The sequence below is a fragment of the Oerskovia rustica genome, from assembly GCF_014836555.1.
Lineage (GTDB): Bacteria > Actinomycetota > Actinomycetes > Actinomycetales > Cellulomonadaceae > Oerskovia > Oerskovia rustica.
Genome location: NZ_JACSQQ010000043.1, coordinates 1 through 23,154 on the forward strand (window position 1 = coordinate 1; position 23,154 = coordinate 23,154).

Genomic DNA, 23,154 nt, shown 5'->3' on the forward strand with positions numbered 1-23,154 from the left:
GCGCTCGCGCTCGTGACGATCTTCGGGTCGCTCGCGATCTTCGTGCTGCCGTGGCTCGCCGGGCTGCTGGGCCTCGCTGACGACCGCGAGCCCTCACCACCCGAGCGCGAGGACCTCGGGCAGCGAGAGCTGGAGCCCCAGCAGCACGACGCCGGCGCGCAGGACACGCGTCGCGGTCCACCGCGCCCCCTCCTGGGTGCGGGACGTGAGCACCGCGGCCCACCGCGCGACCCCGGCTCCCTGTCCGACGGCGGCGCTCGCCCCGCCCGCGCGCCGCAGGCTCCCGAGCAGCGAGCCGACGGCGGCGCCCACCAGGAGGGAGAGCACGAGCGGCGAGAGCGGGACCACCTGCGCGAGCAGGTAGGCGCCGAGGGTCGCGACGGCGCAGAGGACGAGCCCGGGGGCGGCGCGCCGGATCCAGGGTGCGGGGCTCCCGGTCGGGGCCGGGCCGCCGGACGTGGCGGGGCGGTCGGGGGCGCGCGTCGCGCCCGGGGTGCGGGCGGCGAGGTCGTTCGTGGGGGTCATGCTTCCACGGTGCCGCGACCGGACCCGCACCAGAAGGCCCGGTTCACGACCTAGCCATAGGATGAGGCTATGACCGAGGCCGACCGGGGAGCCCCCACGAGCACCGCTCACCCGCGCCGCGAACGCACCTCGCTGGCCCTGCTCGAGCTGCTCGTCGCGACCGACCGGCACGGGTCCATCAGCGCGGCCGCCCGTGCGCTGGGGGTGTCGCAGCCCAGCGCCTCGGCCGGCATGCGACGCCTCGAGAGGCACCTGGACCTCGAGCTCGTGACCCGCTCGACCCGCGGAGCCCGCCTGACCGAGACGGGGCGCGCGACCGCGACCTGGGCCCGTGAGGTCATCGACGCCTCCGACCGGTTCGAGACCTCGGCCGCGGCACTCCGCGAGGCCCCCTCGGCCCGCATCCGGCTCGCGGCGAGCCTCACGATCGCCGAGTACCTCGCGCCCCGATGGCTCGCGACGCTCGCTGCTCCGAGAGCCGCGGGTGGCATGACCGGCCCGGAGGACCCGACCCCGGCCCCCGACGTCGAGCTGCTCGTCCGCAACTCGCGCACCGTCATGGAGCTCGTGCTCGCCGACGAGGCAGACCTCGGGTTCATCGAGAGCTCGACCATGCGGCGGGGGCTGCGCAGCCGCACCCTCGCCCGCGACGAGCTGCTCGTCGTCGTCGCCCCCACGCACCCGTGGGCGTCCCGGAGGCGCCGCACCGCGACCGTCGACGAGCTGCTGGGCGGAGGCCTCGTGGTGCGCGAGCGCGGGTCCGGCACCCGGGAGACCCTCGAGAAGTCGCTGCTCGCGACGGGCGCTCGGCTACCGGAGCACCTGCCCTACCTGGGGTCGACCGCGTCGCTCAAGACCGCCGTGCAGTACGGCGGGGCCGTCGCGGTGCTGTCCCGGCTCACCGTGGCCGACGACCTCGCACGAGGGTCGCTCGTACAGGTCGACGTGCCCGGCCTGGACCTGACCCGGCGGCTGCGCATGATCTGGAAGGACGGCACCGAGCTGACGGCGGCGGCACGGCGCATCGCGGCGGTCGCGACCGCGAGGTAGAACGCGCCGCGCACCACCTCGATGCGGCACGTTCTACCTCGCCGTCCGACGAGCGGTCAGCGGCCGTCGAGCACCAGGTCGCCGACCTCGTCGAGGCTCGCCACGACGTGCACCCCGGCCGCTCGCGCGGCCTCGGGATCCTCCTCGGCCGGGCCGCCGCGCCGGGTCCCCGGCCGGTCGATCCACACGCCCGTCAGCCCGGCCGCGGCGGCCGCGCGGGCGTCGACGTCGAGCTCGTCGCCCACGTAGACCGTGCGGGCCGGGTCGGTGCCCAGGCGCGCGCACGCCTCGACGAAGACTCTCGGGTCCGGCTTGCCGAAGCCCAGGGTGTCGACGCCCACGAGCATCGGCACCTCGGACAGCCCCGACCGCGACAGCTTGTCCGTCTGGAGCTCGACGGCCGCGTTCGACAGGGCGCCCACCCGCACTCCCGCGGCGGCGAGCCGCTTGAGGACGGGGGCGGCGTCGTCGTGCGCGCGCCAGCCCTCCTCGAACGTGCCCCAGAAGACCGACCTCCAGCCTGCGTACCCGTCCTCGTCGAGGACCGCACCGCCGAACGTCTCCTGGAGCTCGTTCGCGCGCAGCATGCGCTGCCCGTCGAACGTCAGCTCGCCGCGCGTGTACGCCCGGTACCAGCCGTGCGGGTCGCTGCGCCACAGCGCCAGGACCTCGCCGTACCGCTCGACCGGCAGGTGCGGCAGGTACACCGCGCACACCGCGTCGATCGCGAGCGCGAACGCTCCGCGGGTGTCGACGAGCGTGTCGTCGACGTCGAACAGGACGCCGTCGACCGCGCCGGGCGCCGCTCCCCCACCGGGGTGAGCGGCACCGCCGGGGTGAGGGGCGCCGTCGGGCAGCGTGGCCTCAGGGGTGCTCACAGCGACGCGCGCAGCGCACGCAGGCGCGCGAGGGTCGACTCCTTGCCGAGGATCTCCATCGACTCGAACAGCGGCGGCGAGACGCGACGGCCCGTCACGGCCACGCGCAGCGGCGTGAACGCGAAGCGCGGCTTGATGCCCATCTCCTCGACCAGGACGGCCTTGAGGGCCTCCTGGACCGGGTCGGTCGAGAAGTCGTCCAGGGCGTCGAGCACGCGGATCGCGGCGTCGAGCACGGCCGGCGCCTCCTCGCGCAGCGCGGCGCGCGCCTCGTCCTCGACGGGCACGGCGTCGTCGGCCACGAACAGGAAGCCCAGCATCCCCTTGGCCTCGCCGAGCAGGACCATGCGCTCCTGCACGAGCGGGGCACCCGCCGTGACGAGCGCCTGGTGCTCGGCCGACAGGTCCGCGAACGAGTCCGCCGGGACGAACCCGCCCTGGTGCAGGTACGGGACCAGCCGGTCGCGGAAGTCCTCGGGAGCCAGCATGCGCAGGTGCGTCGCGTTGATCGCCTCGGCCTTCTTCAGGTCGAAGCGGGCCGGGTTCGGGTTGACGTCGGCGACGTCGAACGCCGCGACCATCTCCTCGACCGTGAAGATGTCGTTGTCCGCGGAGATGCTCCAGCCCAGCAGCGCGAGGTAGTTCAGCAGGCCCTCGGGCGTGAAGCCGCGCTCCTTGTGCAGGAACAGGTTGGACTCGGGGTCACGCTTGGAGAGCTTCTTGTTGCCCTCGCCCATGACGTACGGCAGGTGACCGAACTCGGGCATGACCTGCGCGACGCCCAGCTCGAGCAGCGCGCGGTACAGCACGACCTGGCGCGGCGTCGAGGACAGCAGGTCCTCGCCGCGCAGCACGTGCGTGATGCCCATGAGCGCGTCGTCGACCGGGTTGACGAGCGTGTACAGCGGCTGGCCGTTGCCGCGCACGATCACGTAGTCCGGGACCGAGCCCGCACCGAACGAGATCTCGCCGCGCACCAGGTCCGTGAACGACACGTCGGTGTCGGGCATGCGCATGCGCAGCACGGGCTCGCGGCCCTCGGCGCGGAACGCGGCCTTCTGCTCGTCCGTCAGGGTGCGGTCGAACCCGTCGTAGCCCATGGCCTTGGGGCGACCGGCTGCGACGTTGCGCGCCTCGATCTCCTCGGGCGTCGAGAACGACTCGTACGCGTACCCGCCCTCGACGAGGCGGCGGACGACGTCCTGGTAGAGGTCCCCACGCTGTGACTGGCGGTAGGGCTCGTGCGGGCCGCCGACCTCGACGCCCTCGTCCCAGTCCATGCCGAGCCAGCGCAGCGCCTCGAGGAGCTGCTGGTAGCTCTCCTCGGAGTCGCGCGCGGCGTCCGTGTCCTCGATGCGGAAGACGAACGTCCCGCCCACGTGCCGGGCGTACGCCCAGTTGAACAGGGCCGTGCGGATGAGGCCGACGTGCGGCGTCCCCGTGGGCGACGGGCAGAAGCGGACGCGGACGGGCGAGGAACCAGGTGCAGGGATCACGTCCCACAGCCTATCGCCGCCCGGTCGTGCGGGCCGTGCGCCGGCTCCGCGCCCGCTCGGCAGCCCGCCGGCACGAGGCCGGGCGCCGGCCTGGCACGATGCCGTCCGCCCGCCGGGCACAGGACCGGCGCGAGGCGCACAATCGCGTACATGGCAGGTTCCGATCACTCCCCGACCATCGCGACCGACACCTCCGACCACCCGGCCGGCACCGGTGCGAGCGGCCTCATCGCGGACGCGCTCGCCGGCGTCCACGAGGCGTTCCGCGGTCTCGACGAGGGCACGGTCGCGACCTACATCCCCGAGCTCGCGACGGCCGACCGCTCGTTGTTCGGCGTCGCCCTGGCCGGGGTCACGGGCAGCATCTACACCGCGGGCGACGCCGACGTCCCCTTCACCATCCAGTCCCTGTCGAAGCCTTTCGTGTTCGCCCTGGCGCTCATGGACCGGGGGCTGCCCGAGGTGCTCGCGCACGTCGGCGCCGAGCCCAGCGGCGAGGGCTTCAGCTCGATCCGCCTCGACCCCGTCACGGGGCGGCCACCGAACCCCATGGTCAACGCGGGCGCGATCGTCACGACGTCGCTCGTGCGCGGGGACACCGAGGAGGAGCGGTTCGCGCGCATCCTGCGCGTGCTCGGCGCGTTCGCGGGGCGCCCGCTCGAGGTCGACGGCCGGGTCTACGTGAGCGAGTCGGAGACGGGCGACCGCAACCGCGCGATCGCCTACCTCATGCACAGCACGGGGGCCCTGACCGCGGACGTCGAGGGCACGCTCGACACGTACTTCCGCCAGTGCTCGGTCCTCGTCAGCGCGCGCGACCTCGCCCGCATGTCGGCGACGCTCGCGAACGGCGGCGTCAACCCGGTCACGGGCGAGCGCGTGGTCGACGAGGTCGTGACCGAGTGGGTGCTCGCGGTCATGGCGACGAGCGGCATGTACGACTACGCGGGCGAGTGGCTCCTGCGCGCGGGGCTGCCCGCCAAGAGCGGCGTCTCGGGCGGGCTGGTGTCGGTGGGCGTGGGCCAGTTCGGCCTGGGCCTGTTCAGCCCGCCGCTCGACGCGCGCGGGAACAGCGTGCGCTCGGTCGCGGCGGCGCAGGAGATCTCCCGGCAGTTCGACCTGCACCTCATGCACCGCCCGGACCGCGACCTGCCCACGCTCTACCGCTCGACACGGGCGGACCGCCTGCGCCACCTCGCGCACCGCACGCCCGCCCAGCTCCTGCGGCTGCGGGAGCTGGGCGCGGCCATCTCGGTGCGCGCGGTCCAGGGCACGGTCGAGTTCGCGGCCGCAGAGACGATCCTGCGCTCGGTCGACGACCTGCCCTCCCCGCTGCCGGGCGGCGAACGGTGGCTCATCCTCGACCTGCACCGCACGTCCCGCGTGGTCACGCTCGGTGCGCAGCTCCTGCGCGCCCTCGTGGCACGGTTGCGCGCCCAGGGGGTGCACGTGGTCGTGGTCGACCCGTTCGAGCGTCGCCTGCTCGCGGGCGTCGACCACGAGTTCACGACGTTCGAGAACGCGCAGCGCTGGTGCGAGGACCGCCTCCTGGAGGCGGCCCGAGGCACCTGAGTCGTCAGCCCCGCCGGACGACCGGGTTCGCGAGCACTCCGAGCCCCTCGACCTCGCACTCGACGCGGTCGCCCGCGTCGATGCGCCCGACGCCGGCCGGTGTGCCCGTGAGGATGACGTCACCGGGCAGCAGCGTGAACGCCTCGGAGATGTAGGACACCAGGTACGGGACGTCGAAGATCATGTCGCGCGTGCGACCGTCCTGACGGGTCTCGCCGTTGACGCGCGAGGTCACCGCGAGGTCGTCGACGTCGAGGTCGGTGTCGATCCACGGGCCCAGCGGGCACGCGGAGTCGAAGCCCTTGGCGCGGGCCCACTGGCCGTCGGTGCGCTGGGCGTCACGGGCGGTCACGTCGTTGGCCACGGTGTACCCGAGGATGTAGGACGCCGCGTCCTCGGGACGCACGTCCTTCGCGATGCGCCCGATCACGACCGCGAGCTCGGCCTCGTAGCTGACCTCCTCGGTGAAGTCGGGCAGCACGATGGGGTCGTCCGGGCCCACGACCGAGGTGTTGGGCTTGAAGAAGATGAGCGGCGTCGTCGGCACGTCGTTGCCCATCTCGGCCGCGTGGGCCGCGTAGTTGCGGCCGACCGCGACGACCTTGGAGCGCGGGATCACGGGCGCGAGGAGGCGGACGCCGTCCCCGAGCTCGATGCGCTCGCCCGTCGGCAGGACGGGCATGTAGAGGGGATCGCCGTTGAGGACGGCGAGGTAGGTCTTGCCCGCCTCCTCCTGCACGAGGGCGTAGCGGGGGTCTTCTCCGGTGGTGAATCTGGCGATGCGCACGGGCCCAGCCTACCGACGCGCGAGGCCGCGGCCCCCTGGGCGGGGGGCGCGGCCTCGTCGCGAGTCGTGCCGGGCTGACGTGCAGCCCGACGGCGGCGCTACGCCCGGGCGAGCACCTCGCCGTTGAGGACGGCGAACCATCCGGCGGGCTCCTCGGCCCAGCGCAGCCACTCCTGCGCGAGCTGTTCGAGGGCGACGTCGTCCGCGAGCGCCGACTCCTTGGCCTGGACGGCGAAGTTGGACGCGATGCAGCGTTCGGCCCAGAGCCCGCCCCACCAGGCACGGTCGGCGGGGGTCGAGTAGCACCAGACCCCGGCCGAGGGCACGATCTGGGCGGGGTCGAAGCCCGCTTCCTGGACCCAGGCGAGGAGGCGACGACCGGCGTCGGCCTGGTAGCCGTAGGCGTGCGTGACCTCGTGGTAGAGCTCGTTCCACTCGGTGAGGCCCGCGGACTCGGGGTACCAGGTCATGGCGGCGTAGTCGGCGTCGCGCACGGCGACGATGCCGCCGGGCTTGGCGACGCGCTTCATCTCGCGCAGCGCGGCGAGCGGGTCGGACAGGTGCTGGAGGAGCTGGTGCGCGAACACGACGTCGAACGTGTCGTCGGCGAAGGGCAGCTCGTAGGCGTTGGCCTGCTGGAACGAGACGTTGCTCAGCCCGGAGCCGGCGGCGAGCTCGCGCGCGCTCTCGAGGACGGCGGCCGAGGCGTCGACGCCGATCACTGTGCCGCCGGGCACGTGGCGGGCCAGGTCGACCGTGAGGGTCGCGGGCCCGCAGCCGACGTCGAGGACCTGGTGGTCGCTGCGAAGGTGGGGCAGGAGGAAGCCCGCGGAGTTCTCCGCGGTGCGCCAGCGGTGCGAGCGCAGGACGGACTCGTGGTGGCCGTGGGTGTACGACTCGGACTCCATGCTGGGTGTGCTGCCCAGGGCCCCGGTGGGGGCGTCGGGCGCATGGGCGTCGGGCGTGGCGTCGGCGGTGACGTCCTGGTCCGGCGTGGGGGTGTGGGTCATGCTTGCACGGTAGAACGCTTCCACCCTTCCCACAGCCCTGTTCTCACATCATGGGCGGGGAAGGGTCGGGGTGCGGCCCGGCGCGTCGCGCGCGCCGCGCGGCCGGGGCGGGCGACCACCCGGGAGAATCGCTGCGTGACCACTGTCCCGGCCGCCCCTGCCCGCCCTGCCCACGCGACGTCGTCGGGCGGGTTCTGGCGTCGGCACGCCGCCCTGCTGCTGCCTGCGGGCGAACGGGTACCCGGCGTCGACCTGGCCCGGGGGCTCGCGATCCTCGGCATGTTCGCCGCGCACGTCGGCGTGACGTCGGACGACTTCTCGACGGGCGACGGCTGGCTCTCGCTCGTGCACGGCCGGTCCTCGATCCTGTTCGCGGTGATCGCGGGGGTCTCGCTCGCGCTCGTCTCGGGGCGCCGCGCTCCCCTGTCGGGCGTCCCGGCGCTCCAGGCACGCACGCGCATCCTGGTGCGGGCCGTGCTGCTGCTCGCCCTCGCGGGCCTGCTCGACCTTCTCGGCACCCCGGTCGCGCTGATCCTGGGCTTCTACGCGGCGTACTTCGTGCTCGCGCTGCCGTTCCTGCGGTGGGCTCCGCGGCGGCTGTTCGGCCTCGCGCTCGTGATCGCGGTCGTGGGTCCGGTCCTCGTGCACTGGCTGCCCGAGGTCCTGCTGCGGGCCGAGCTCACGCTGCCCGTGGACGGGTCGGGGGCGCTCACGGACTTCCTGCTCACGGGGCACTACCCGGCGCTCGTGTGGATGGCGTACGTGCTCGTGGGGCTCGGGGTGGGGCGGCTCGACCTGTCGTCGCAGCGTCTCCAGGTGCGGCTCCTGGGCGGCGGCGCGGCCGCTGCGCTGGGTGCGTACCTGCTGTCCGCGCTGTTCACGGGCACGACGCTGACCCAGGTCCTCGCGGGGTCGGGGCGGGCCGCGCTCATCCAGCAGTCGGCCGTGGACGCCTCGGGCCTGTACCAGCCCGAGCCGCTGCCGTGGACGGCCCCGCTGCCGACGTCGGACTACCTGTGGCTCGCCGGGCCGCACACCGACACGACGCTCGAGGTGCTGGGCTCGGGCGGGTTCGCGCTCGCGGTCCTGGGCCTGTGCCTGCTGCTCGGCAGCCGCCGCCCGGTCCTGCGCGTCCTCGCCCCGCTCGCGGCCGTGGGGTCCATGGCGCTGACCGTCTACTGCCTGCAGATCGTCGCGATCCGGGTCTGGGAGGAGCCGCTCATGGCGGGCACGGGGAACGGCGAGCTGCTGGTGCTCGTCGTGGCGAGCCTGGTGCTCGCGACGGTGTGGCGGTGGTCGTTCGGGCGCGGCCCGCTCGAGAGGTTCATGGGCTGGGTCGCGGGGCGAGCGGCGTCGGTCTCCTCGGGCGTCGCGCCGGACGGCGCGTCGCCCACCCGGCGAGACGTCGTCCCGACGGCGCCGCCCACCTCCAGCGGGGACGTACAGTCGGGCGCATGACGACTTCTTCACCCGACGCCCCTGCCCGCCCCGAGGTCCGTCGCCTGGGTTCGTCCGGACTCGCGGTGTCCGCGATCGGCCTGGGCTGCAACAACCTGGGGCGCCCGCGCACCGCGACCGAGTCCCTCGAGGGTTCCCGCGCGCTGGTCGACGCAGCGCTCGACGCGGGCATCACGTTCTTCGACGTCGCGGACGTCTACGGCGCGCAGCCCGGCCTGAGCGAGGAGCTGCTGGGCAAGGCGCTGGGCTCGCGCCGCGACGACGTCGTGGTCGCCACGAAGTTCGGCATGCCCATGCACGGCGCGAACGGCGAGGACTTCCGGGCGCGCGGCTCGCGGCGGTACGTCGTCAAGGCGGTCGAGGCGTCGTTGCGGCGCCTCGGGACGGACTGGATCGACCTCTACCAGTTCCACACCCCGGACAGGCGCACGCCGGTCGAGGAGACGCTGTCCGCGCTCGACGACCTGGTCCGCGCGGGCAAGGTCCGCTACGTGGGGCACTCGAACCGCGCGGGCTGGCAGATCGCCGACGCCGAGTACCAGGCGCGCCTGACCGGTACCGTTCGGTTCGTGTCGGCGCAGAACCAGTACAACCTGATCGACCGCGAGGCCGAGCTCGAGGTCCTGCCCGCGGCGAAGGCCTACGGGCTGGGCGTGCTGCCGTTCTTCCCGCTCGCGAACGGCCTCCTGACGGGCAAGTACGCGGACGGCACGGGGCCCGACGACGGCCGCCTGGTCCACTCCAAGCCGCACCTGCTGGAGTCCGCGCCCTGGCAGGCACTGAAGGCGCTCCACACGTTCGCGCGCGAGCGCGGCGTGACCGAGGTCGAGGTCGCGTTCGGGTGGCTGCTGGCCCAGCCGCAGGTGTCGAGCGTCATCGCCGGCGCCACCCGGCCCGAGCAGGTCCGCCAGAACGCCGCGGCGGGCTCCTGGGTCCCGACGGCCGAGGACCTCGCCGCGCTCGACGCGATCTTCCCGCCGGCGCGCAAGGTCGCACCGTTCTAGCCCACCGCCGCGGAGCCTGGGGGCGTCGGTAGGCTGGGCCCATGGGAGAGAACCCACGACCGGTCGTCCTGGGAGTCGTTCGTGGGCAGCCCGAGGAGGTCCTGCGCACCGCGTCCGGGCTCGCGGCGCGCCTCGGCGCCGAGCTGATCTGCGCGACGGTGAACCCCGCACGGTTCGTGGTCTCGGAGAGCGCCGACGGTCACGTGACGTCCGCACCGATCGACCCGGACTTCCACGACACGCACGACGACGAGCTCGACCCGGAGCTCGCCGAGCGTCTCGCGTCGGCCCTGGACGCGGTCGGCGTCCGTTGGAGCACCCGGCTGCTCGCCGGGGACCCGGCGGACGCTCTGGCCCGGCTCGCACGGACGGTCGACGCGGAGCTGATCGTCGTGGGGACCCACGGGCCGGGCCGCGGGGCCCACGACCTCTTCAACCGGTCCGTGGCGATCCATCTCGCGCACCGCCAGCACCGTCCGGTCGTGGTCGTCCCGGCGGTCCCCCCGGGCACCGAGCCCGTGCCCGCCGGGAGCCCCTCCTGATGCCCGCGCGCGAGCGGCCGAACCACCTGCGCCCGGCCGCGATCGGGCTCGTCGTCGTCGGTGGGGCGCTCGGCGCCGCGGGTCGTGAGGCCGTCGTGCTGGCCGTGCCGGACGTCGACGGGCTGCCCGTCGCGATCCTGCTGGTCAACGTCGTCGGTGCCTTCGTCCTCGGCCTCCTCTACGAGTCCCTCACCCGCCGCTCCCCCGGCGAGCCGCGCGCCGGGCGGCTGAGGCTTCTTCTCGGGACGGGGTTCTGCGGCGGGTTCACGACGTACAGCACCCTGGCGACCGGCACGGCGCTGCTCCTCGACGCCGCGCGCACCGACGTCGCGATGATCTACGTCGCCGCCACGCTGGTCGTCGGGACCGTGGCGACGGTGCTCGGGATCGTCGCGGGCTCGAGGCTCCCGGCGTCCGACCGTCCCGTCGACGGGGGCGTGCGCCGGTGACGCTCGCCCTCTTCCTCGCCGTCGCCGTCGCCGGTGGCCTGGGTGCCGGGACGCGCTTCGTCCTCGACGGCGTCGTGCGCTCGAAGGTCCGCACGGCCTTCCCGTGGCCGACGACGATCATCAACCTGTCCGGCTCGCTCGCGCTGGGCGTCCTCACGGGCCTGGTCGTGGCCAGGCTCGCACCGACCGACGTGGCCGCGGTGATCGGCACGGGCTTCCTGGGCGGCTACACGACGTTCAGCACCGCGAGCTACGAGACCGTCCAGCTGGTCCGCCAGAAGCGGTACGGCACGGCGTTCGCGTACTCGATCGGGGTGCTCGTGGCGTGCGTCGCGCTGGCGTTCGCGGGGTACCGCTGGGGGTCGTCCCTCTGAGCGTCGGTCATCGCCCGCGCCCGGGCGGGGGCCATGACAGCACCCACGGCGAGGCGTAGCGTCGGGAGCATGGCCACGTGGGAGGACGTCGGGCGGATCGCGGCGGTGCTGCCGGACACTGCCGAGCACCGCCCGCACGAGTGGGCCGTGCACGGACGGAACTTCGCCTGGGAACGTCCGCTGCGCCGTCGGGACCTGGACGAGCTGGGCGACCTGGCACCGGACACCCCGCCCCTCGGGTTCTACGTCGCCGACGAGGGCGAGAAGCTCGCGCTCGTGGGTGACGAGCCGAGCACCTTCTTCACCACCGCCCACTTCGCGGGCTACCCGATCGTGCTCGCGCGGCTCGACCGCGTCGCAGTCCCCGAGCTCGAGGAGCTCCTCGAGGACGCGTGGCTCGCGCGGGCGCCCCAGCGCCTCGCGCAGGCGTTCCTCGACGCGACCGAGTAGGGACGTCGCCGCCTAGGAGGCCAACCGCTCCCGCACGTCCTGGCCGACGCGACGATCGTTCTCGGGCTGCGTGACCTCGGCCCAGACCGCGTCGAGCGAGAGGCCGAGAACGTCTGCGATCGCGGCGACGGTCGGGAAAGCAGGGGTGGCGACCCTGCCCGTCTCGATCTTCCGGAGGGTCTCGGGCGAGACGCGCGCAGCGAGTGCGACCTCGAGCATCGAGCGATCCCCTCTGGCCCGGCGCAGGAGCGCGCCGAGGCGCTGTCCGCGCTCGACCTCGGCGGGAGTGAGCGGCAACCTGACCATGGATCCGATTATAGTACCGGGATAACATGGCCGGTATAGTTATTGGAAACGCGAGGAAGACACCACATGATCGAGATACTGAACCCCACCGAGCTGACCCGAGCACGAGAGACGGGAGCCCTGGTCGCTCGTGTCCTGCACACGCTCAAGGACCGCAGCACCGTCGGGACGAACCTCCTGGACATCGACCGGTGGGCGAAGGAGCTGATCGTCGAGGCCGGCGCACTGTCCTGCTACGTCGACTACGCGCCGTCGTTCGGGCGCGGGCCGTTCGGCCACCACATCTGCACGGCCGTCAACGACGCCGTGCTGCACGGACGGCCGCACGACTACGCCCTTGCTGACGGCGACCTGCTGACGCTCGACCTCGCCGTCTCCCTGGGAGGCGTCGCGGCGGACGCCGCCATCAGCTTCGTCGTGGGTGACGCGCGGCCCCCGGAGAGCGTCGCCATGATCGAGGTGACCGAACGCGCCCTGGCGGCGGGCATCGCAGCCGCTCGACCCGGCGCCCGGGTCGGCGACCTCTCCCACGCCATCGGCACGGTCCTCGGCGACGCCGGATACCCGATCAACACCGAGTTCGGGGGGCACGGCATCGGCTCGACCATGCACCAGGACCCCCACGTCTCGAACACCGGACGCCCGGGCCGGGGATACAGGCTGCGACCCGGGCTGCTGCTCGCCCTGGAACCCTGGGTCATGCAGGACACCGCCGAGCTCGTCACCGATGCCGACGGATGGACGCTCCGGAGCGCGACGGGCTGCCGGACGGCGCACAGCGAGCACACGATCGCGATCACGGACGACGGGGCCGAGATCCTCACCCTGCCGAGGCCCTCGTGAGGTCGCCGGCGCACGCAGGCCGGCCCGCCTGACTCGACGGCCGCCGCCTCGTCTCGTCCGGCCCGCGCGGTCGTTCCGGCCTACGCTCGGCTCATGACGTTCGCCGAGGTGATCGAGGTCGTCGGCAAGGTGGTCGACGCGGCGGGGGTCGCCGCGATCGTGGTCGGCGCCCTGTACGCGGCGTTCCTGTCCCTGACCCGACGCCGGGAGGGCAACGTCTACCGCCTGTTCCGGCGGCGGCTCGGCCGCTCGATCCTCCTCGGGCTCGAGCTCCTGGTCGCTGCCGACATCATCCGTACCGTCGCGATCACGCCGACGCTCGAGAGCGTCGCGGTGCTCGCCGCGATCGTCCTCATCCGGACGTTCCTCAGCTTCTCGCTCGAGCTCGAGATCACGGGTCGGTGGCCCTGGCAGCAGTCCCCCGAGCAGGACCCCGCGCCCGCCGGGGACGCCGCGGCGGAGCCCACGCGCCCGTAGGCTCCGCCGGTGGCGGGCGTCAGCTCGTCGTCGAGAAGATCACGGCGTCGTACTCCCACGCCCCCACGTTGACCTCCATCGTCAGGTCGGCGGGATCCGTGACCCCGAAGACCACGGGGAACGTCACGGACTGCCCCGGGAGGACGGACGTGCTGGGGGTGCTGCTGATCTCCTGCGCCGCGTCGAAGACCTGGGACCCCTCCGCGCCGCCCGAGGAGACCGAGACGTAGGCGAACGTCGGGTCGAACGTCTCCGCGGTGCCGTTCGTCAGGGTGACGTCGAGGCGCACGAACTGCGTGAAGCCCTCGTCACCGGCAGCCGTGTCGCTGGGCGTGAAGGCAGCCGGGGCGCTCACGCCGACCTCGAGACCGTCCTCGTAGACCGCGACGTCACCGAAGGCGAGGGCCGGCGACGGGGCGCCCGCCGCGCCGTCCCCGGCGCCCTGGGAGTCCGAGCCGGTCCCGTCCGCGGGGATCTCGCCGACGGCGGGCTCCTCGGGGGCCGAGCTCGAGATGCTCGTCGACCCGAGGCTCGAGGAGAGCTCCTCGAGCGCAGCGACGAAGAAGATCTGGGAGACGACGACACCGATCCCTGCGACCACCGAGATGATGATCGCGGCGATCGACATGCCCTTGCCGTTGCCGAGGGTCCCCGCCTTGACGAGCCCGACGATGCCCAGGACGAGCCCGGCGAGCGCCAGGACCGCTGCGAAGAAGTTGACGAACGGGATCAGGCAGAGCACGAGCCCGACGAGCGCGAGGACGAGGCCTGTGATCGCCAGCACGTTGGTCTTCCTGGGCGGGACGGCTCCGTAGGGCGGGTAGCCGCCCTGCTCCGGTCCCCAGGCCGCGGGCAGTCCGGGGTATCCGGGCTGTCCGGGGTATCCGGGCTGCTGGTAGGGCGAGGGCTGCGGCGCTCCGGGATGGCCGAGCGACGGCGGGGTCGGCTCTGCGGGTCCGGGAGGGGGGTACGTCATTCGGCTGCTCGTCTTCTGGTCGGGCGCGGCACGGCGTCGCCTGGGTGTGCGGAGAAGGGAGGCGCGCACGCTCGGGGCGCACTCCGGTACAAGTGTTCCATGTGTGGAGATGGCGCGGAGGGGACGTTCGGGTGAAAACGCCGGGGACGCGCACGCGCCCCACGACCGCTCCGCTCCGGCCGACACCTACCCTGGAAGCATGCCCACGCTCCCTGCACCCCACCGGGCGCGCCCCGCGACGGCGCGCACCGCCGTCGGGCCGGACCCTCTCGCCGACGACGAGTGGCTCCCCCTCGCCGCGGCGCACGCAGAGCGCGCCGACGCACTGACCGCCGGCTGGCGCGAGCGCAAGACCCGTGGAGAGAAGCACGCTGTCGAGGACTTCCTCTTCACCTACTACCCCACGCGCCCCGCCCAGCTGCGGCGGTGGCACCCGGGCGCGGGCGTCGTCCTCGCGCCCGCGGACGCCACCCGGCCCGACGACGTCGCGCCCCTCCTCGCCGAGCGCGCCGCCTGGCGGTGGTACAGGACCGGCCCGGGCGGCGGGGTGACGCTCGACATCGACGCGTTCCTCGCCGACCGGGGCGACACCGTGCGCTACGCCCGCGACCTGCTCGCGGCCACGGCCTCCCGGCCCGCGACGCTCGGGTGCTTCGGGCTGCACGAGTGGGCCATGGTCTACCGCGACCACGCCCAGGGGCGCGACCACCGCCACCCGCTGCCGCTGCGGCTCGGGGCCCGCGGCACCGACGAGGTCGTGGCGACGCACCCCGTGCGCTGCTCGCACTTCGACGCGTTCCGCTTCTTCACCCCGGAAGCCGTGAGCCTCAACCGGCTGCAGCCCACGCGTGAGACGCAGCCCGCGCTCGAGCAGCCCGGCTGCCTGCACGCCAACATGGACCTCTACAAGTGGGCCGTGAAGCTCAGCCCCGCGGTACCGAGCGGGCTCGTGCTCGACGCGTTCGAGCTCGCACGCGACATCCGCTGGGTCGACATGCGGGCCAGCCCTTACGACGTGTCGTCGTACGGCGAGGCCCCCGTCGCGATCGAGACCCCTGCGGGCAAGGCCGAGTACGTGCGGCTCCAGCGCGGGTTCGCAGAGCGCTCGGGCGTGCTGCGCGCGCGGCTGCTCGAGGTCTGCGAGCGCCTGCTGGGCTGATCGGGCCCCGGCCACGAGAAGCTCAGCAGACTGGCAGGATCGGGGCATGTCGCGTCCGCCCCTCGCAGAGATCCCCACTCGTCCCGTTCCTGTGCCGCCCGCCGTCCGCTCGCTCGTCGACTCCGCCGGAGGCGGGGACCTGGTCGCCGTGTGGGAGAACAGTCTTGGCGGCCTCACGTTCCGCTGGGGCGCCGACCGCTACGTCAAGTGGGTCGCGGCCGGGACCCCGGAGATCGACCTGCTCGCCGAGGCCGAGCGGCTGGCGTGGGCGTCGCGGTTCACGGCCGTGCCGCGCGTGCTCGACGCCGGGCAGGACGAGTTCGGCGCCTGGCTCGTGACCGAGGCGATCGACGCGGCCTCGGCCGTCGACCCGCGCTGGATCGCCGAACCGGCCACCGCCGCGGCGGCGATCGGCCGCGGGCTGCGCGTCCTGCACGACGCCCTGCCGGTCGAGGACTGCCCGTTCACGTGGAGCGTCGAGCAGCGCGTCGTGCGTGCCGACGAGCGCATCGCCGCCGGCGAGGGCCCGTCCGAGTGGTTCCCCGAGCACTCGCGGCTCACGGTCGCCGAGGCGCGCCCCCTGCTCGACCTCACGCCCCCGGTGGACCGGTTGGTCGTCTGCCACGGCGACGCGTGCGCGCCCAACACCCTGCTGTCCGCCGACGGCTCGTTCGCGGCGCACGTCGATCTCGGGTCGCTCGGCGTCGCGGACCGCTGGGCCGACCTGGCCGTGGCCGCGTGGAGCACCGAGTGGAACTACGGGCCGGGCTACGACGGGATCGTGTACGAGGCCTACGGGATCGAGCCGGATACCGAGCGCATCACCTACTACCGGCTGCTGTGGGACCTGGGCTGACACTGCTCCCCCGCCCTCGGCCGCGCGACCCGGCAGGGTGCGACCATGGAGCCGTGCCCCCGCTCCCCCTCCGCACGTCCGCGCACGCATCGCTCGTGCCGGCCCTGGTCCTCGTCCTCCTGGCCGGGTGCGCCGTCGGCCCTGCCCCGTCGCCCACCCCCGGGGCGAGCGACCGTGAGACGTCGGCCTCGACGAGCGGCGCGGTCGGGCAGGTCGGCGCGGCGCCCGCACCCCCGCCCGCCGGGGCCGGTCTCGACTACCAGCTCGGCGGTGCCTACCCGCCGCCCGACGGCGTCACGGTCGTCGTGCGCGACGTCACCGACTCCCCCGCGGGCGCGGGCTACGACGTCTGCTACGTCAACGGGTTCCAGACCCAGCCCGGCGAGAGCGAGACCTGGCTGCGCGACCACCCCGACCTCGTCCTGCACGACGACGGCGGTACACCCGTCGCCGACCCCGGCTGGCCCGACGAGCTGCTCCTCGACACCTCGACCGACGCAGCGCGCCGCGAGATCGCGCAGGTCGTCGGCGCCCAGGTGGACGCGTGCGCGGACGCGGGCTTCGACGCGGTCGAGCCCGACAACCTGGACTCGTTCACCCGCTCGGACGGCGCGCTCACGAGGGACGACAACCTCGCGCTGGCCGCGCTGCTGATCGAACGCGCCCACGCGCGGGGCCTGGCGATCGGGCAGAAGAACACGGTCGAGCTGGGCGGTCGCGGCCCGGCGCTCGGGTTCGACTTCGTGGTCACCGAGGACTGCGCGGTCCACGACGAGTGCAGCGACTACGCCGCGGCCTACGGGACGCGCGTCCTGGAGATCGAGTACGACGACGGGCCCGCCCTCGCGGAGCGCCTCGCCTCAGCATGCGCTCGCGGGGCGTCGGTCGTGGGCCGCGACCGCGACCTCGCCCGGCCGCGCGACCCGGGCTACGCCTTCGCGTCCTGCTGAACCGGTGCCCACACGTCACCCGGCACGTCGCCGGGCAGGTCCGGGTTCCCGGTCCCCACGAACCGGGCGTCGGTCCCGTCCTTGCGGACCCGCTCGAAGTCCTTGAGCGCACCGAACGCCCACCGGCCGAGCAACGTGATCGCGACGAGGTTCACGAGGGCCATGAGCGCCATCGCGACGTCCGCGACCGCCCACACCGCCTCGAGCTCGATGAGCGACCCGATGCCGATCGCGGCGAGCACGAGCGTGCGCAGCGCCGTGAGCGCCTTGGCACGGATGCCGAGGAACGTCAGGTTGACCTCGGCGTACGAGTAGTTGCCGAGCACCGAGGAGAACGCGAAGACGAACACGAGGATCGTCATGGGCCACACGGTCCACGACCCGAGCTGGGCCGCGACGGCCTCCTGCGTGAGCGAGGCGCCGGCCGCGTCGGTCGTCGTCCCCGGGTCGAAGACCTCGGGACCGGCCATGAGGATGATGAAGGCCGTCGCCGAGCAGACCACGATCGTGTCGACGAACACCCCGAGCGACTGGATGAGCCCCTGCTTGGCGGGGTGCGAGACCGTCGCGGTCGCGGCGGCGTTCGGGGCGCTGCCCATGCCCGCCTCGTTCGAGAACAGTCCGCGCTTGACCCCGTTGAGCAGCGCCGCGAGGATGCCGCCTGCGGTGCCGGCGACGGCCTGGTCGAGCCCGAACGCGCCCTCGACGATCTGCCGGACCACGCCCGGCACGGCGCCGAGGTTCATGAGGATGATGGTCGCCGCGAGCAGGACGTAGACGCCGGCCATGACCGGCAGCACGATCCCCGCGACCTTCGCGACGCGCTTGACGCCGCCGAACAGCACGGGGGCCGCGAGGATCATGAGGAGCACCGCGGTCCAGCCGGGCGAGACCGCGTGGCCGTTGTCGAGCGCCTCGCTGATCGTGTTGGCCTGCACCATGTTGAACGCGAACCCGAACGCGAAGATCAGCAGGATCGCGAACACGATGCCCCACCGGCGCGAGCCCAGGCCGCGCTGGATGTAGTAGGCGGGGCCGCCGCGGTAGGAGCCGTCGTCGGCGCGGACCTTGAAGATCTGGCCGAGCGTCGCCTCGACGAACGCCGTGGCCATCCCGATGAGCGCGACGCACCACATCCAGAAGATGGCCCCCGGGCCGCCGAGCGTCAGCGCGATCGCGACGCCCGCGATGTTGCCCGTCCCCACGCGGGACGCGAGCCCCACGCAGAAGGCCTGGAACGACGAGATGCCACCCTCGGCCGAGCCGGTCGAGCCGCCCACGAGCCGGAACATGAGCCCGAACAGCCGCACCTGGACGGCGCGCGTGCGGACCGTGAAGTAGATGCCTGCGCCGATGAGGACGTAGATCAGGACGTACGAGTACAGGGCGTTGCTCAACGGGTCGATCAGCGCCTCTTGCAAGACGTCCATGCTTCATTCCTCCAGCCCGACGGCGGGGCAGCCGTCCGGAGGGACGCTAACCTCTCGCGGTGGTCGTTGTCGCGACGGCCTCTCAGCGGGGCTGGGAGTGCGCGCGCTCCCCGCGCTGTGCCTTCTCGGCCGTCTCGGCGATCCGGGTCGCTCGCGTCTGCGGCCGCCGGGCCTCCGCGATCCAGCCGAGGATCAGTCGCCGCACGCCCGGCGGGAAGCCGTCCCAGCACTCACGAGCGGGCGGTGCGGCGGCGAATGCCGAGGCCAGGTCGTCGGGGACGACGAGCGCCTCGGCGTCGTCGTACCTCGTCCACGAGCCGTCCGCCCTTGCGGCGTCGACGACCGCGCGACCCGCGTCGGTCATCCTGCCGTCGGCCTCGGCGCGGGCGACCCTCTCCTTGCTCAGGCGTGTCCAGCGGCTCCCCGGCCGCCGCCGTGTGAGCCACATCATGGAGCGCTCGTCGTCGATCGTCTGCACCGTCCCGTCGATCCACCCGAAGCTCAGCGCCTCCTCGATGAGCGCGTCGTAGTCGATCGGGTCACGGCCGCTCGCCCGCCGCCACTGCACGACCCAGACCCCCGGCACCTCGTCGTCGTGGTGCTCGGCGAGCCACGCACGCCATTCTGCCGCGGTCTCGGGGTGGAAGCGGGGCGCGTCCGCGCGCCGGTCGGTCACCATGCGCACACACTTCCACGGGCAGCCGCGGGCGCGCGCGGCGAGGGCACGGGAGGCCCGCGATCCCCCGGGGGACAAGGCCTCTGCGACAATGGCCACGATGAGCACCACGACCCCCACCACCCGTCCCGAGCCCGGCCTGGTCCGTCACCTGCCGGCACCGGACGGCTCGGGCACCCCGGACCCTGACGCCCTCTACGAAGGGTTCACCGAGTGGGCCACCGAGACGGGGATCGACCTCTACGCCCACCAGGACGAGGCCGTCATCGAGATCTTCTCGGGCGCGCACGTCATCCTCGCCACGCCCACGGGCTCGGGGAAGTCGCTCGTGGCGGTCGGCGCGCACTACGCGGCCCTCGCCGCGCACCACGCGGGAGTCCCCGGCCGCAGCTACTACACGGCCCCGCTCAAGGCGCTCGTGAGCGAGAAGTTCTTCGCGCTCGTCGCGGTGTTCGGGTCCGCGAACGTCGGCATGATGACGGGCGACTCGTCGGTCAACCCGACAGCTCCCATCATCTGCTGCACCGCGGAGATCCTCGCGAACATCGCGCTGCGCGACGGTGCGGACGCGGACGTCGCGCAGGTCGTCATGGACGAGTTCCACTACTACGCGGACCCGCAGCGCGGCTGGGCGTGGCAGGTCCCGCTGCTCGAGCTGCCGCAGGCGCAGTTCGTGCTGATGTCCGCGACGCTGGGCGACACCTCGACGTTCACCGAGGACCTCGAGTCCCGCACGGGACGTCCCGTCGCGGAGGTCACGAGCGCCGAGCGCCCCGTGCCGCTGACGTTCAGCTACGTCGTCGAGCCGCTGGGCGAGGTCATCGAGGAGCTCGTCACGACGCACCGGGCGCCGGTGTACGTCGTGCACTTCACGCAGAAGGACGCGGTCGACCGTGCCCAGGCCCTGCTGAGCATCAACGTCGCGAGCCGTTCGGAGAAGGACGCGATCGCGGCCGAGCTGGGCGACTTCCGCTTCACCTCGGGGTTCGGCAGGACGCTCAGCAAGTTCCTGCGCCACGGCGTGGGCGTGCACCACGCGGGCATGCTGCCCAAGTACCGTCGCGTGGTCGAGCGCCTGACCCAGGCCGGGCTGCTCAAGGTCGTGTGCGGCACCGACACCCTGGGCGTGGGCATCAACGTCCCCATCCGCACGGTCCTCATGACGAGCCTCGTGAAGTTCGACGGCGAGCGCATGCGTCACCTCACGGCGCGCGAGTTCCACCAGATCGCGGGCCGCGCGGGCCGGGCCGGCTACGACACGCTCGGCGAGGTCCTCGTCATGGCCCCCGAGCACGTGATCGAGAACCGCAAGCTGCTGGCCAAGGCCGGGGACGACCCCAAGAAGCTCAAGAAGATCGTCCGCAAGAAGGCCCCTGCCGGTGCGGTCAACTGGACCGACGCGACGTTCGAGCGCCTGCGCGACGCCGACCCCGAGGCCCTGACCAGCCACTTCACGGTCAACCACGCCATGGTGCTCAACGTGCTCGCGCGGGGTGACAAGGGCGAGGACCCGGTGCGAGCCATGAAGCACCTGCTCACGGCGAACCACGACACCGACGCCCAGCGCGAGCGCCACGTGCGCCAGGTGTTCCGCATCTACCGCTCGTTGCGCGTCGCGGGCATCGTCGAGCGCGTGCGCGTGCCCGACCCGACGTACCCGAGCGGGCAGCGCCCCACCGTGCGCCTCACGGTCGACCTGCCGCGCGAGTTCGCGCTCAACCAGCCGTTGTCGCCCTTCGCGCTCGCGGCGCTCGACCTGCTCGACGTCGAGTCCCCCACGCACGCGCTCGACGTCGTCTCGGTCCTGGAGGCGACGCTGTCCGACCCGCGCCAGGTGCTCGTCGCGCAGCAGCACCGGGCCCGCGGCGAGGCCGTCGCGGCCATGAAGGCCGAGGGGTACGAGTACGAGGAGCGCATGGCGCTGCTCGAGACCATCACGTGGCCCAAGCCCCTCGCGGACCTGCTCGAGCCCGCGTTCGTGACGTACAAGCACTCGAACCCGTGGGTCTCGGACGCCGAGCTCTCGCCCAAGTCGGTCGTGCGCGACATGGGCGAGCGGGCCATGACGTTCGCCGAGTTCGTCTCGGTGTACGGCCTGGACCGCACCGAGGGCGTCGTGCTGCGCTACCTCGCGGACGCATACCGCTCGATGCGCCAGACCGTCTCCGAGGAGCACCGCACCGAGGAGGTCCAGGACATCACGGAGTGGCTGGGCGAGCTGGTGCGCGGCACCGACTCGTCGCTGCTCGACGAGTGGGAGCGGCTGGCCAACCCCGTCGACGACGACGCGGACGACGAGATCGGCGACGGCCCGCTGTCCGGAACGGGGGCCGAGGCCCCCGCCCGTCCCGTCACGGGCAACCCGCGCTCGTTCCGCGTCCTGGTCCGCAACGCCCTGTTCCGCCGGGTCGAGCTCGCGGCGCGGGAGAACTACGACGCGCTCGAGGCCCTCGACAAGGCGAGCGGCTGGGACGGCGACGCGTGGGCCGACGCCCTCGACCCGATGTTCGAGCTGCACGGCAACGACGCGATCGGCGTGGACGCAGCGGCCCGGTCGTCGGCCCTCGTGCAGATCGTCGAGAACGGCGTGCGGCCCGACGGCGAGCGCGTCGAGCCGGGCACGTGGTTCGTCCGCCAGGTGCTCGACGACCCGGCCGGCGACCACGACTGGGCGATCAGCGCCGTCGTCGACCTCGCGGCGAGCGACGAGGCCGGCGCCGTGGTGCTGAGCGTCGTGGCGGTCGGGACGATCTGACGCGGCCTACCGGAGCACGTCGTCGGCCGGGCGGCGGGGCGTGCGGGGAGACGTCGGGCTGTAGCCCAGCCGCATGACCATCTGCGGGACGCCCGCGTCGAGCGCCGTGGCGAGCTCGGCGCGCGTGGCGGGGTTCTCGAGGACGGTGGTCGCGAACGAGGCGTGCACGAAGTAGGTCGTCGCGGTCAGCAGGACACGTTCGAGCGCCTGGCCGGCCACGAGCCAGTCGCGCACGGTGTCACCCGGGGTCGTGAGGACGGCGAGCGTCGAGCGGTGCTCGAACGCCGCCCGGTCGCTCGTGGTGTCCCCGCCGAAGTGGCGCACGGGCGCCAGGGCGTCGTCGCTCGCGGGGCCGAGCGCAGAGACGGGGATCCCGTCGGGGCGGTCGGGATCGTTCGTGATCCAGCGCGCCTGCTCGACGCGACCGGTGTGGTCCCGCCCGGCCTCCTCCTCGGCCCGCCGGACGAGGTCCAGCAGGACGGTCCGCTCGGGGGCCTGCGGTGCGAGGCTCACGAGGCGCGCACCCTCCGAGGCCGCCGCCTCGTCCAGGTCGTCGACGACGTCGGCGTCGAGCGGCTGATCCTCGAACGGCACGCGGGACGTCGAGCGCCGTTCGATCGCGACCGCGAGGTCGAGCTCGTCGGCGTCGGGCAGGACGCCCGGCACCAGGTCGACGCGCGCGACGAGCGCAGGATCGCCGTCGTCCGGGACGAGCGAGAGCACCGGACGGAAGGACTCGCGGCGGGCCGCGATGCGCAGGTTCGCGAGGAACGCTCCGCAGCTGACGAACATCTCCCGGCCCGCGGGGTCGGCGTGGGTCAGGCGGCGCGAGTCGTCGGCGCGCACGTCGAGCGTCGTGCCGTGCACGTGGACGGACCACGGCTGAGTGTTGTGCACGCTGGGAGCGCGGGACGCGGCCGCGAGGATCCGTTCGATTCTGGGGTCGTCGATGCTCATGTGCGTTCTCCCTGCTTCCGATGCGCCCCTGACGCATCCCCTGCCGGCGGTCACCTCTGCCACTCCGAGCGTCCCAGGAGGTGCCCGGGTCGGCCAGTGCCAAAGGTCCCGGCGGGGCCGAGGTGCAGGTCACAGGCCTGGGCGACCAGAAGGCGAGACCCGTGGGGGGGGGGG

24 protein-coding genes are annotated in these 23,154 nt (G+C 73.3%); 14 read left to right on the forward strand and 10 right to left on the reverse strand.

Features of this window, described 5'->3' with window-relative positions:
- Nucleotides 1–93 precede the first annotated feature (93 nt).
- Complete coding sequence (locus tag H9652_RS17450; RefSeq protein WP_191797758.1) at nucleotides 94–525, reverse strand: YeiH family protein; 432 nt, start codon at nucleotides 523–525, stop codon at nucleotides 94–96.
- 69 nt (nucleotides 526–594) lie between these two features.
- Between H9652_RS17450 and H9652_RS17455 the strand changes: the two genes are divergently transcribed.
- Nucleotides 595–1,575 carry a LysR family transcriptional regulator gene (locus tag H9652_RS17455; protein WP_191797760.1) on the forward strand — a complete coding sequence of 327 codons (981 nt, stop codon included), beginning with the start codon at nucleotides 595–597 and terminating at the stop codon, nucleotides 1,573–1,575.
- A gap of 56 nt (nucleotides 1,576–1,631) precedes the next feature.
- Here H9652_RS17455 and H9652_RS17460 read toward each other — a convergent pair whose 3' ends face one another.
- Together H9652_RS17460 and gltX are read right to left on the reverse strand one after the other, a co-directional pair.
- A complete protein-coding gene (locus tag H9652_RS17460; protein WP_318244248.1) occupies nucleotides 1,632–2,453 on the reverse strand; it encodes an HAD family hydrolase in 822 nt (273 codons plus the stop codon).
- Complete coding sequence (gltX, locus tag H9652_RS17465) at nucleotides 2,450–3,949, reverse strand: glutamate--tRNA ligase (RefSeq protein WP_191797762.1); 1,500 nt, start codon at nucleotides 3,947–3,949, stop codon at nucleotides 2,450–2,452. Before gltX ends, H9652_RS17460 begins: the two co-directional genes overlap by 4 nt.
- A 150-nt stretch (nucleotides 3,950–4,099) precedes the next feature.
- Between gltX and glsA the strand changes: the two genes are divergently transcribed.
- Nucleotides 4,100–5,521 carry a glutaminase A gene (gene glsA, locus H9652_RS17470; protein WP_191797764.1) on the forward strand — a complete coding sequence of 474 codons (1,422 nt, stop codon included), beginning with the start codon at nucleotides 4,100–4,102 and terminating at the stop codon, nucleotides 5,519–5,521.
- Nucleotides 5,522–5,525: 4 nt separating this feature from the next.
- Here glsA and H9652_RS17475 read toward each other — a convergent pair whose 3' ends face one another.
- Entirely contained in the window at nucleotides 5,526–6,308 is a 783-nt protein-coding gene (locus tag H9652_RS17475) for a fumarylacetoacetate hydrolase family protein (protein ID WP_030150808.1), read from the reverse strand.
- 98 nt (nucleotides 6,309–6,406) lie between these two features.
- Entirely contained in the window at nucleotides 6,407–7,216 is an 810-nt protein-coding gene (locus tag H9652_RS17480; RefSeq protein WP_225228420.1) for a methyltransferase domain-containing protein, read from the reverse strand.
- A gap of 237 nt (nucleotides 7,217–7,453) precedes the next feature.
- Here H9652_RS17480 and H9652_RS17485 point away from each other — a divergent pair, with 237 nt between their 5' ends.
- The 6 genes from H9652_RS17485 (at nucleotide 7,454) to H9652_RS17510 (ending at nucleotide 11,595) form a co-directional block, all read left to right on the forward strand.
- Nucleotides 7,454–8,776, forward strand: coding sequence for a heparan-alpha-glucosaminide N-acetyltransferase domain-containing protein (locus H9652_RS17485; RefSeq protein ID WP_318244249.1), 1,323 nt, complete (start codon nucleotides 7,454–7,456; stop codon nucleotides 8,774–8,776).
- Nucleotides 8,773–9,780, forward strand: a complete 1,008-nt coding sequence (locus H9652_RS17490; RefSeq protein WP_191797770.1) for an aldo/keto reductase — start codon at nucleotides 8,773–8,775, stop codon at nucleotides 9,778–9,780. The genes H9652_RS17485 and H9652_RS17490 overlap by 4 nt, the downstream gene beginning before the upstream one ends.
- Nucleotides 9,781–9,821: 41 nt before the next feature.
- Nucleotides 9,822–10,322 carry a universal stress protein gene (locus tag H9652_RS17495; protein ID WP_191797772.1) on the forward strand — a complete coding sequence of 167 codons (501 nt, stop codon included), beginning with the start codon at nucleotides 9,822–9,824 and terminating at the stop codon, nucleotides 10,320–10,322.
- Nucleotides 10,322–10,771 (forward strand): fluoride efflux transporter FluC, encoded by a 450-nt coding sequence (locus H9652_RS17500; protein ID WP_191797774.1) that lies wholly within the window; start codon nucleotides 10,322–10,324, stop codon nucleotides 10,769–10,771. The genes H9652_RS17495 and H9652_RS17500 overlap by 1 nt, the downstream gene beginning before the upstream one ends.
- Nucleotides 10,768–11,145, forward strand: coding sequence for a fluoride efflux transporter CrcB (gene crcB, locus H9652_RS17505; RefSeq protein ID WP_191797776.1), 378 nt, complete (start codon nucleotides 10,768–10,770; stop codon nucleotides 11,143–11,145). The genes H9652_RS17500 and crcB overlap by 4 nt, the downstream gene beginning before the upstream one ends.
- Before the next feature lie 69 nt (nucleotides 11,146–11,214).
- Nucleotides 11,215–11,595 carry an MmcQ/YjbR family DNA-binding protein gene (locus H9652_RS17510; RefSeq protein ID WP_191797778.1) on the forward strand — a complete coding sequence of 127 codons (381 nt, stop codon included), beginning with the start codon at nucleotides 11,215–11,217 and terminating at the stop codon, nucleotides 11,593–11,595.
- Between the two features lie 12 nt (nucleotides 11,596–11,607).
- On the opposite strand, the gene H9652_RS17515 is transcribed toward H9652_RS17510, so the two are convergent.
- Complete coding sequence (locus H9652_RS17515; RefSeq protein WP_191797780.1) at nucleotides 11,608–11,901, reverse strand: helix-turn-helix transcriptional regulator; 294 nt, start codon at nucleotides 11,899–11,901, stop codon at nucleotides 11,608–11,610.
- A gap of 66 nt (nucleotides 11,902–11,967) precedes the next feature.
- Between H9652_RS17515 and map the strand changes: the two genes are divergently transcribed.
- Nucleotides 11,968–12,744 (forward strand): type I methionyl aminopeptidase, encoded by a 777-nt coding sequence (gene map / locus H9652_RS17520; RefSeq protein WP_191797782.1) that lies wholly within the window; start codon nucleotides 11,968–11,970, stop codon nucleotides 12,742–12,744.
- Between the two features lie 93 nt (nucleotides 12,745–12,837).
- A complete protein-coding gene (locus H9652_RS17525) occupies nucleotides 12,838–13,221 on the forward strand; it encodes a DUF1622 domain-containing protein (RefSeq protein WP_191797784.1) in 384 nt (127 codons plus the stop codon).
- Nucleotides 13,222–13,240: 19 nt separating this feature from the next.
- On the opposite strand, the gene H9652_RS17530 is transcribed toward H9652_RS17525, so the two are convergent.
- Entirely contained in the window at nucleotides 13,241–14,197 is a 957-nt protein-coding gene (locus H9652_RS17530; RefSeq protein ID WP_191797786.1) for a hypothetical protein, read from the reverse strand.
- A 199-nt stretch (nucleotides 14,198–14,396) separates the two neighbouring features.
- On the opposite strand from H9652_RS17530, the gene H9652_RS17535 reads away from it, so the two are divergent.
- Genes H9652_RS17535 through H9652_RS17545 form a run of 3 tightly spaced genes read left to right on the forward strand, consistent with a single transcriptional unit; the run spans nucleotide 14,397 to nucleotide 17,162 of the window.
- Nucleotides 14,397–15,356 carry a 3-methyladenine DNA glycosylase gene (locus H9652_RS17535; RefSeq protein WP_225228418.1) on the forward strand — a complete coding sequence of 320 codons (960 nt, stop codon included), beginning with the start codon at nucleotides 14,397–14,399 and terminating at the stop codon, nucleotides 15,354–15,356.
- 46 nt (nucleotides 15,357–15,402) lie between these two features.
- Nucleotides 15,403–16,212 (forward strand): aminoglycoside 3'-phosphotransferase, encoded by an 810-nt coding sequence (locus H9652_RS17540; RefSeq protein ID WP_191797788.1) that lies wholly within the window; start codon nucleotides 15,403–15,405, stop codon nucleotides 16,210–16,212.
- 53 nt (nucleotides 16,213–16,265) lie between these two features.
- Complete coding sequence (locus H9652_RS17545) at nucleotides 16,266–17,162, forward strand: endo alpha-1,4 polygalactosaminidase (RefSeq protein ID WP_318244250.1); 897 nt, start codon at nucleotides 16,266–16,268, stop codon at nucleotides 17,160–17,162.
- Here the strand turns inward: H9652_RS17545 and H9652_RS17550 are convergent.
- Nucleotides 17,141–18,592 carry an alanine/glycine:cation symporter family protein gene (locus H9652_RS17550; protein WP_191797790.1) on the reverse strand — a complete coding sequence of 484 codons (1,452 nt, stop codon included), beginning with the start codon at nucleotides 18,590–18,592 and terminating at the stop codon, nucleotides 17,141–17,143. The two genes, H9652_RS17545 and H9652_RS17550, sit on opposite strands and share 22 nt — an antisense overlap.
- 82 nt (nucleotides 18,593–18,674) lie before the next feature.
- A complete protein-coding gene (locus H9652_RS17555; RefSeq protein ID WP_191797792.1) occupies nucleotides 18,675–19,271 on the reverse strand; it encodes a YdeI/OmpD-associated family protein in 597 nt (198 codons plus the stop codon).
- Nucleotides 19,272–19,368: 97 nt separating this feature from the next.
- Here H9652_RS17555 and H9652_RS17560 point away from each other — a divergent pair, with 97 nt between their 5' ends.
- Nucleotides 19,369–22,023: a DEAD/DEAH box helicase gene (locus H9652_RS17560; RefSeq protein ID WP_191797794.1), complete on the forward strand. Its 2,655-nt coding sequence runs from the start codon at nucleotides 19,369–19,371 to the stop codon at nucleotides 22,021–22,023.
- A 6-nt stretch (nucleotides 22,024–22,029) separates the two neighbouring features.
- On the opposite strand, the gene H9652_RS17565 is transcribed toward H9652_RS17560, so the two are convergent.
- Nucleotides 22,030–22,980, reverse strand: coding sequence for an Acg family FMN-binding oxidoreductase (locus H9652_RS17565; RefSeq protein WP_191797796.1), 951 nt, complete (start codon nucleotides 22,978–22,980; stop codon nucleotides 22,030–22,032).
- Nucleotides 22,981–23,154 lie beyond the last annotated feature (174 nt).

Excerpts from the sequence above, each read along its gene's own strand:
- H9652_RS17450 (WP_191797758.1), bottom strand. The coding sequence starts at position 525 with ATGACCCCCACGAACGACCTCGCCGCCCGCACCCCGGGCGCGACGCGC.
- H9652_RS17510 (WP_191797778.1), top strand. The coding sequence starts at position 11,215 with ATGGCCACGTGGGAGGACGTCGGGCGGATCGCGGCGGTGCTGCCGGAC.
- H9652_RS17530 (WP_191797786.1), bottom strand. The coding sequence starts at position 14,197 with ATGACGTACCCCCCTCCCGGACCCGCAGAGCCGACCCCGCCGTCGCTC.
- map (WP_191797782.1), top strand. The coding sequence starts at position 11,968 with ATGATCGAGATACTGAACCCCACCGAGCTGACCCGAGCACGAGAGACG.
- H9652_RS17560 (WP_191797794.1), top strand. The coding sequence starts at position 19,369 with ATGAGCACCACGACCCCCACCACCCGTCCCGAGCCCGGCCTGGTCCGT.
- H9652_RS17550 (WP_191797790.1), bottom strand. The coding sequence starts at position 18,592 with ATGGACGTCTTGCAAGAGGCGCTGATCGACCCGTTGAGCAACGCCCTG.
- H9652_RS17455 (WP_191797760.1), top strand. The coding sequence starts at position 595 with ATGACCGAGGCCGACCGGGGAGCCCCCACGAGCACCGCTCACCCGCGC.
- H9652_RS17480 (WP_225228420.1), bottom strand. The coding sequence starts at position 7,216 with ATGGAGTCCGAGTCGTACACCCACGGCCACCACGAGTCCGTCCTGCGC.
- H9652_RS17565 (WP_191797796.1), bottom strand. The coding sequence starts at position 22,980 with ATGAGCATCGACGACCCCAGAATCGAACGGATCCTCGCGGCCGCGTCC.
- glsA (WP_191797764.1), top strand. The coding sequence starts at position 4,100 with ATGGCAGGTTCCGATCACTCCCCGACCATCGCGACCGACACCTCCGAC.
- H9652_RS17555 (WP_191797792.1), bottom strand. The coding sequence starts at position 19,271 with ATGGTGACCGACCGGCGCGCGGACGCGCCCCGCTTCCACCCCGAGACC.
- H9652_RS17490 (WP_191797770.1), top strand. The coding sequence starts at position 8,773 with ATGACGACTTCTTCACCCGACGCCCCTGCCCGCCCCGAGGTCCGTCGC.
- H9652_RS17500 (WP_191797774.1), top strand. The coding sequence starts at position 10,322 with ATGCCCGCGCGCGAGCGGCCGAACCACCTGCGCCCGGCCGCGATCGGG.
- H9652_RS17535 (WP_225228418.1), top strand. The coding sequence starts at position 14,397 with ATGCCCACGCTCCCTGCACCCCACCGGGCGCGCCCCGCGACGGCGCGC.
- H9652_RS17525 (WP_191797784.1), top strand. The coding sequence starts at position 12,838 with ATGACGTTCGCCGAGGTGATCGAGGTCGTCGGCAAGGTGGTCGACGCG.
- H9652_RS17540 (WP_191797788.1), top strand. The coding sequence starts at position 15,403 with ATGTCGCGTCCGCCCCTCGCAGAGATCCCCACTCGTCCCGTTCCTGTG.
- H9652_RS17515 (WP_191797780.1), bottom strand. The coding sequence starts at position 11,901 with ATGGTCAGGTTGCCGCTCACTCCCGCCGAGGTCGAGCGCGGACAGCGC.
- H9652_RS17495 (WP_191797772.1), top strand. The coding sequence starts at position 9,822 with ATGGGAGAGAACCCACGACCGGTCGTCCTGGGAGTCGTTCGTGGGCAG.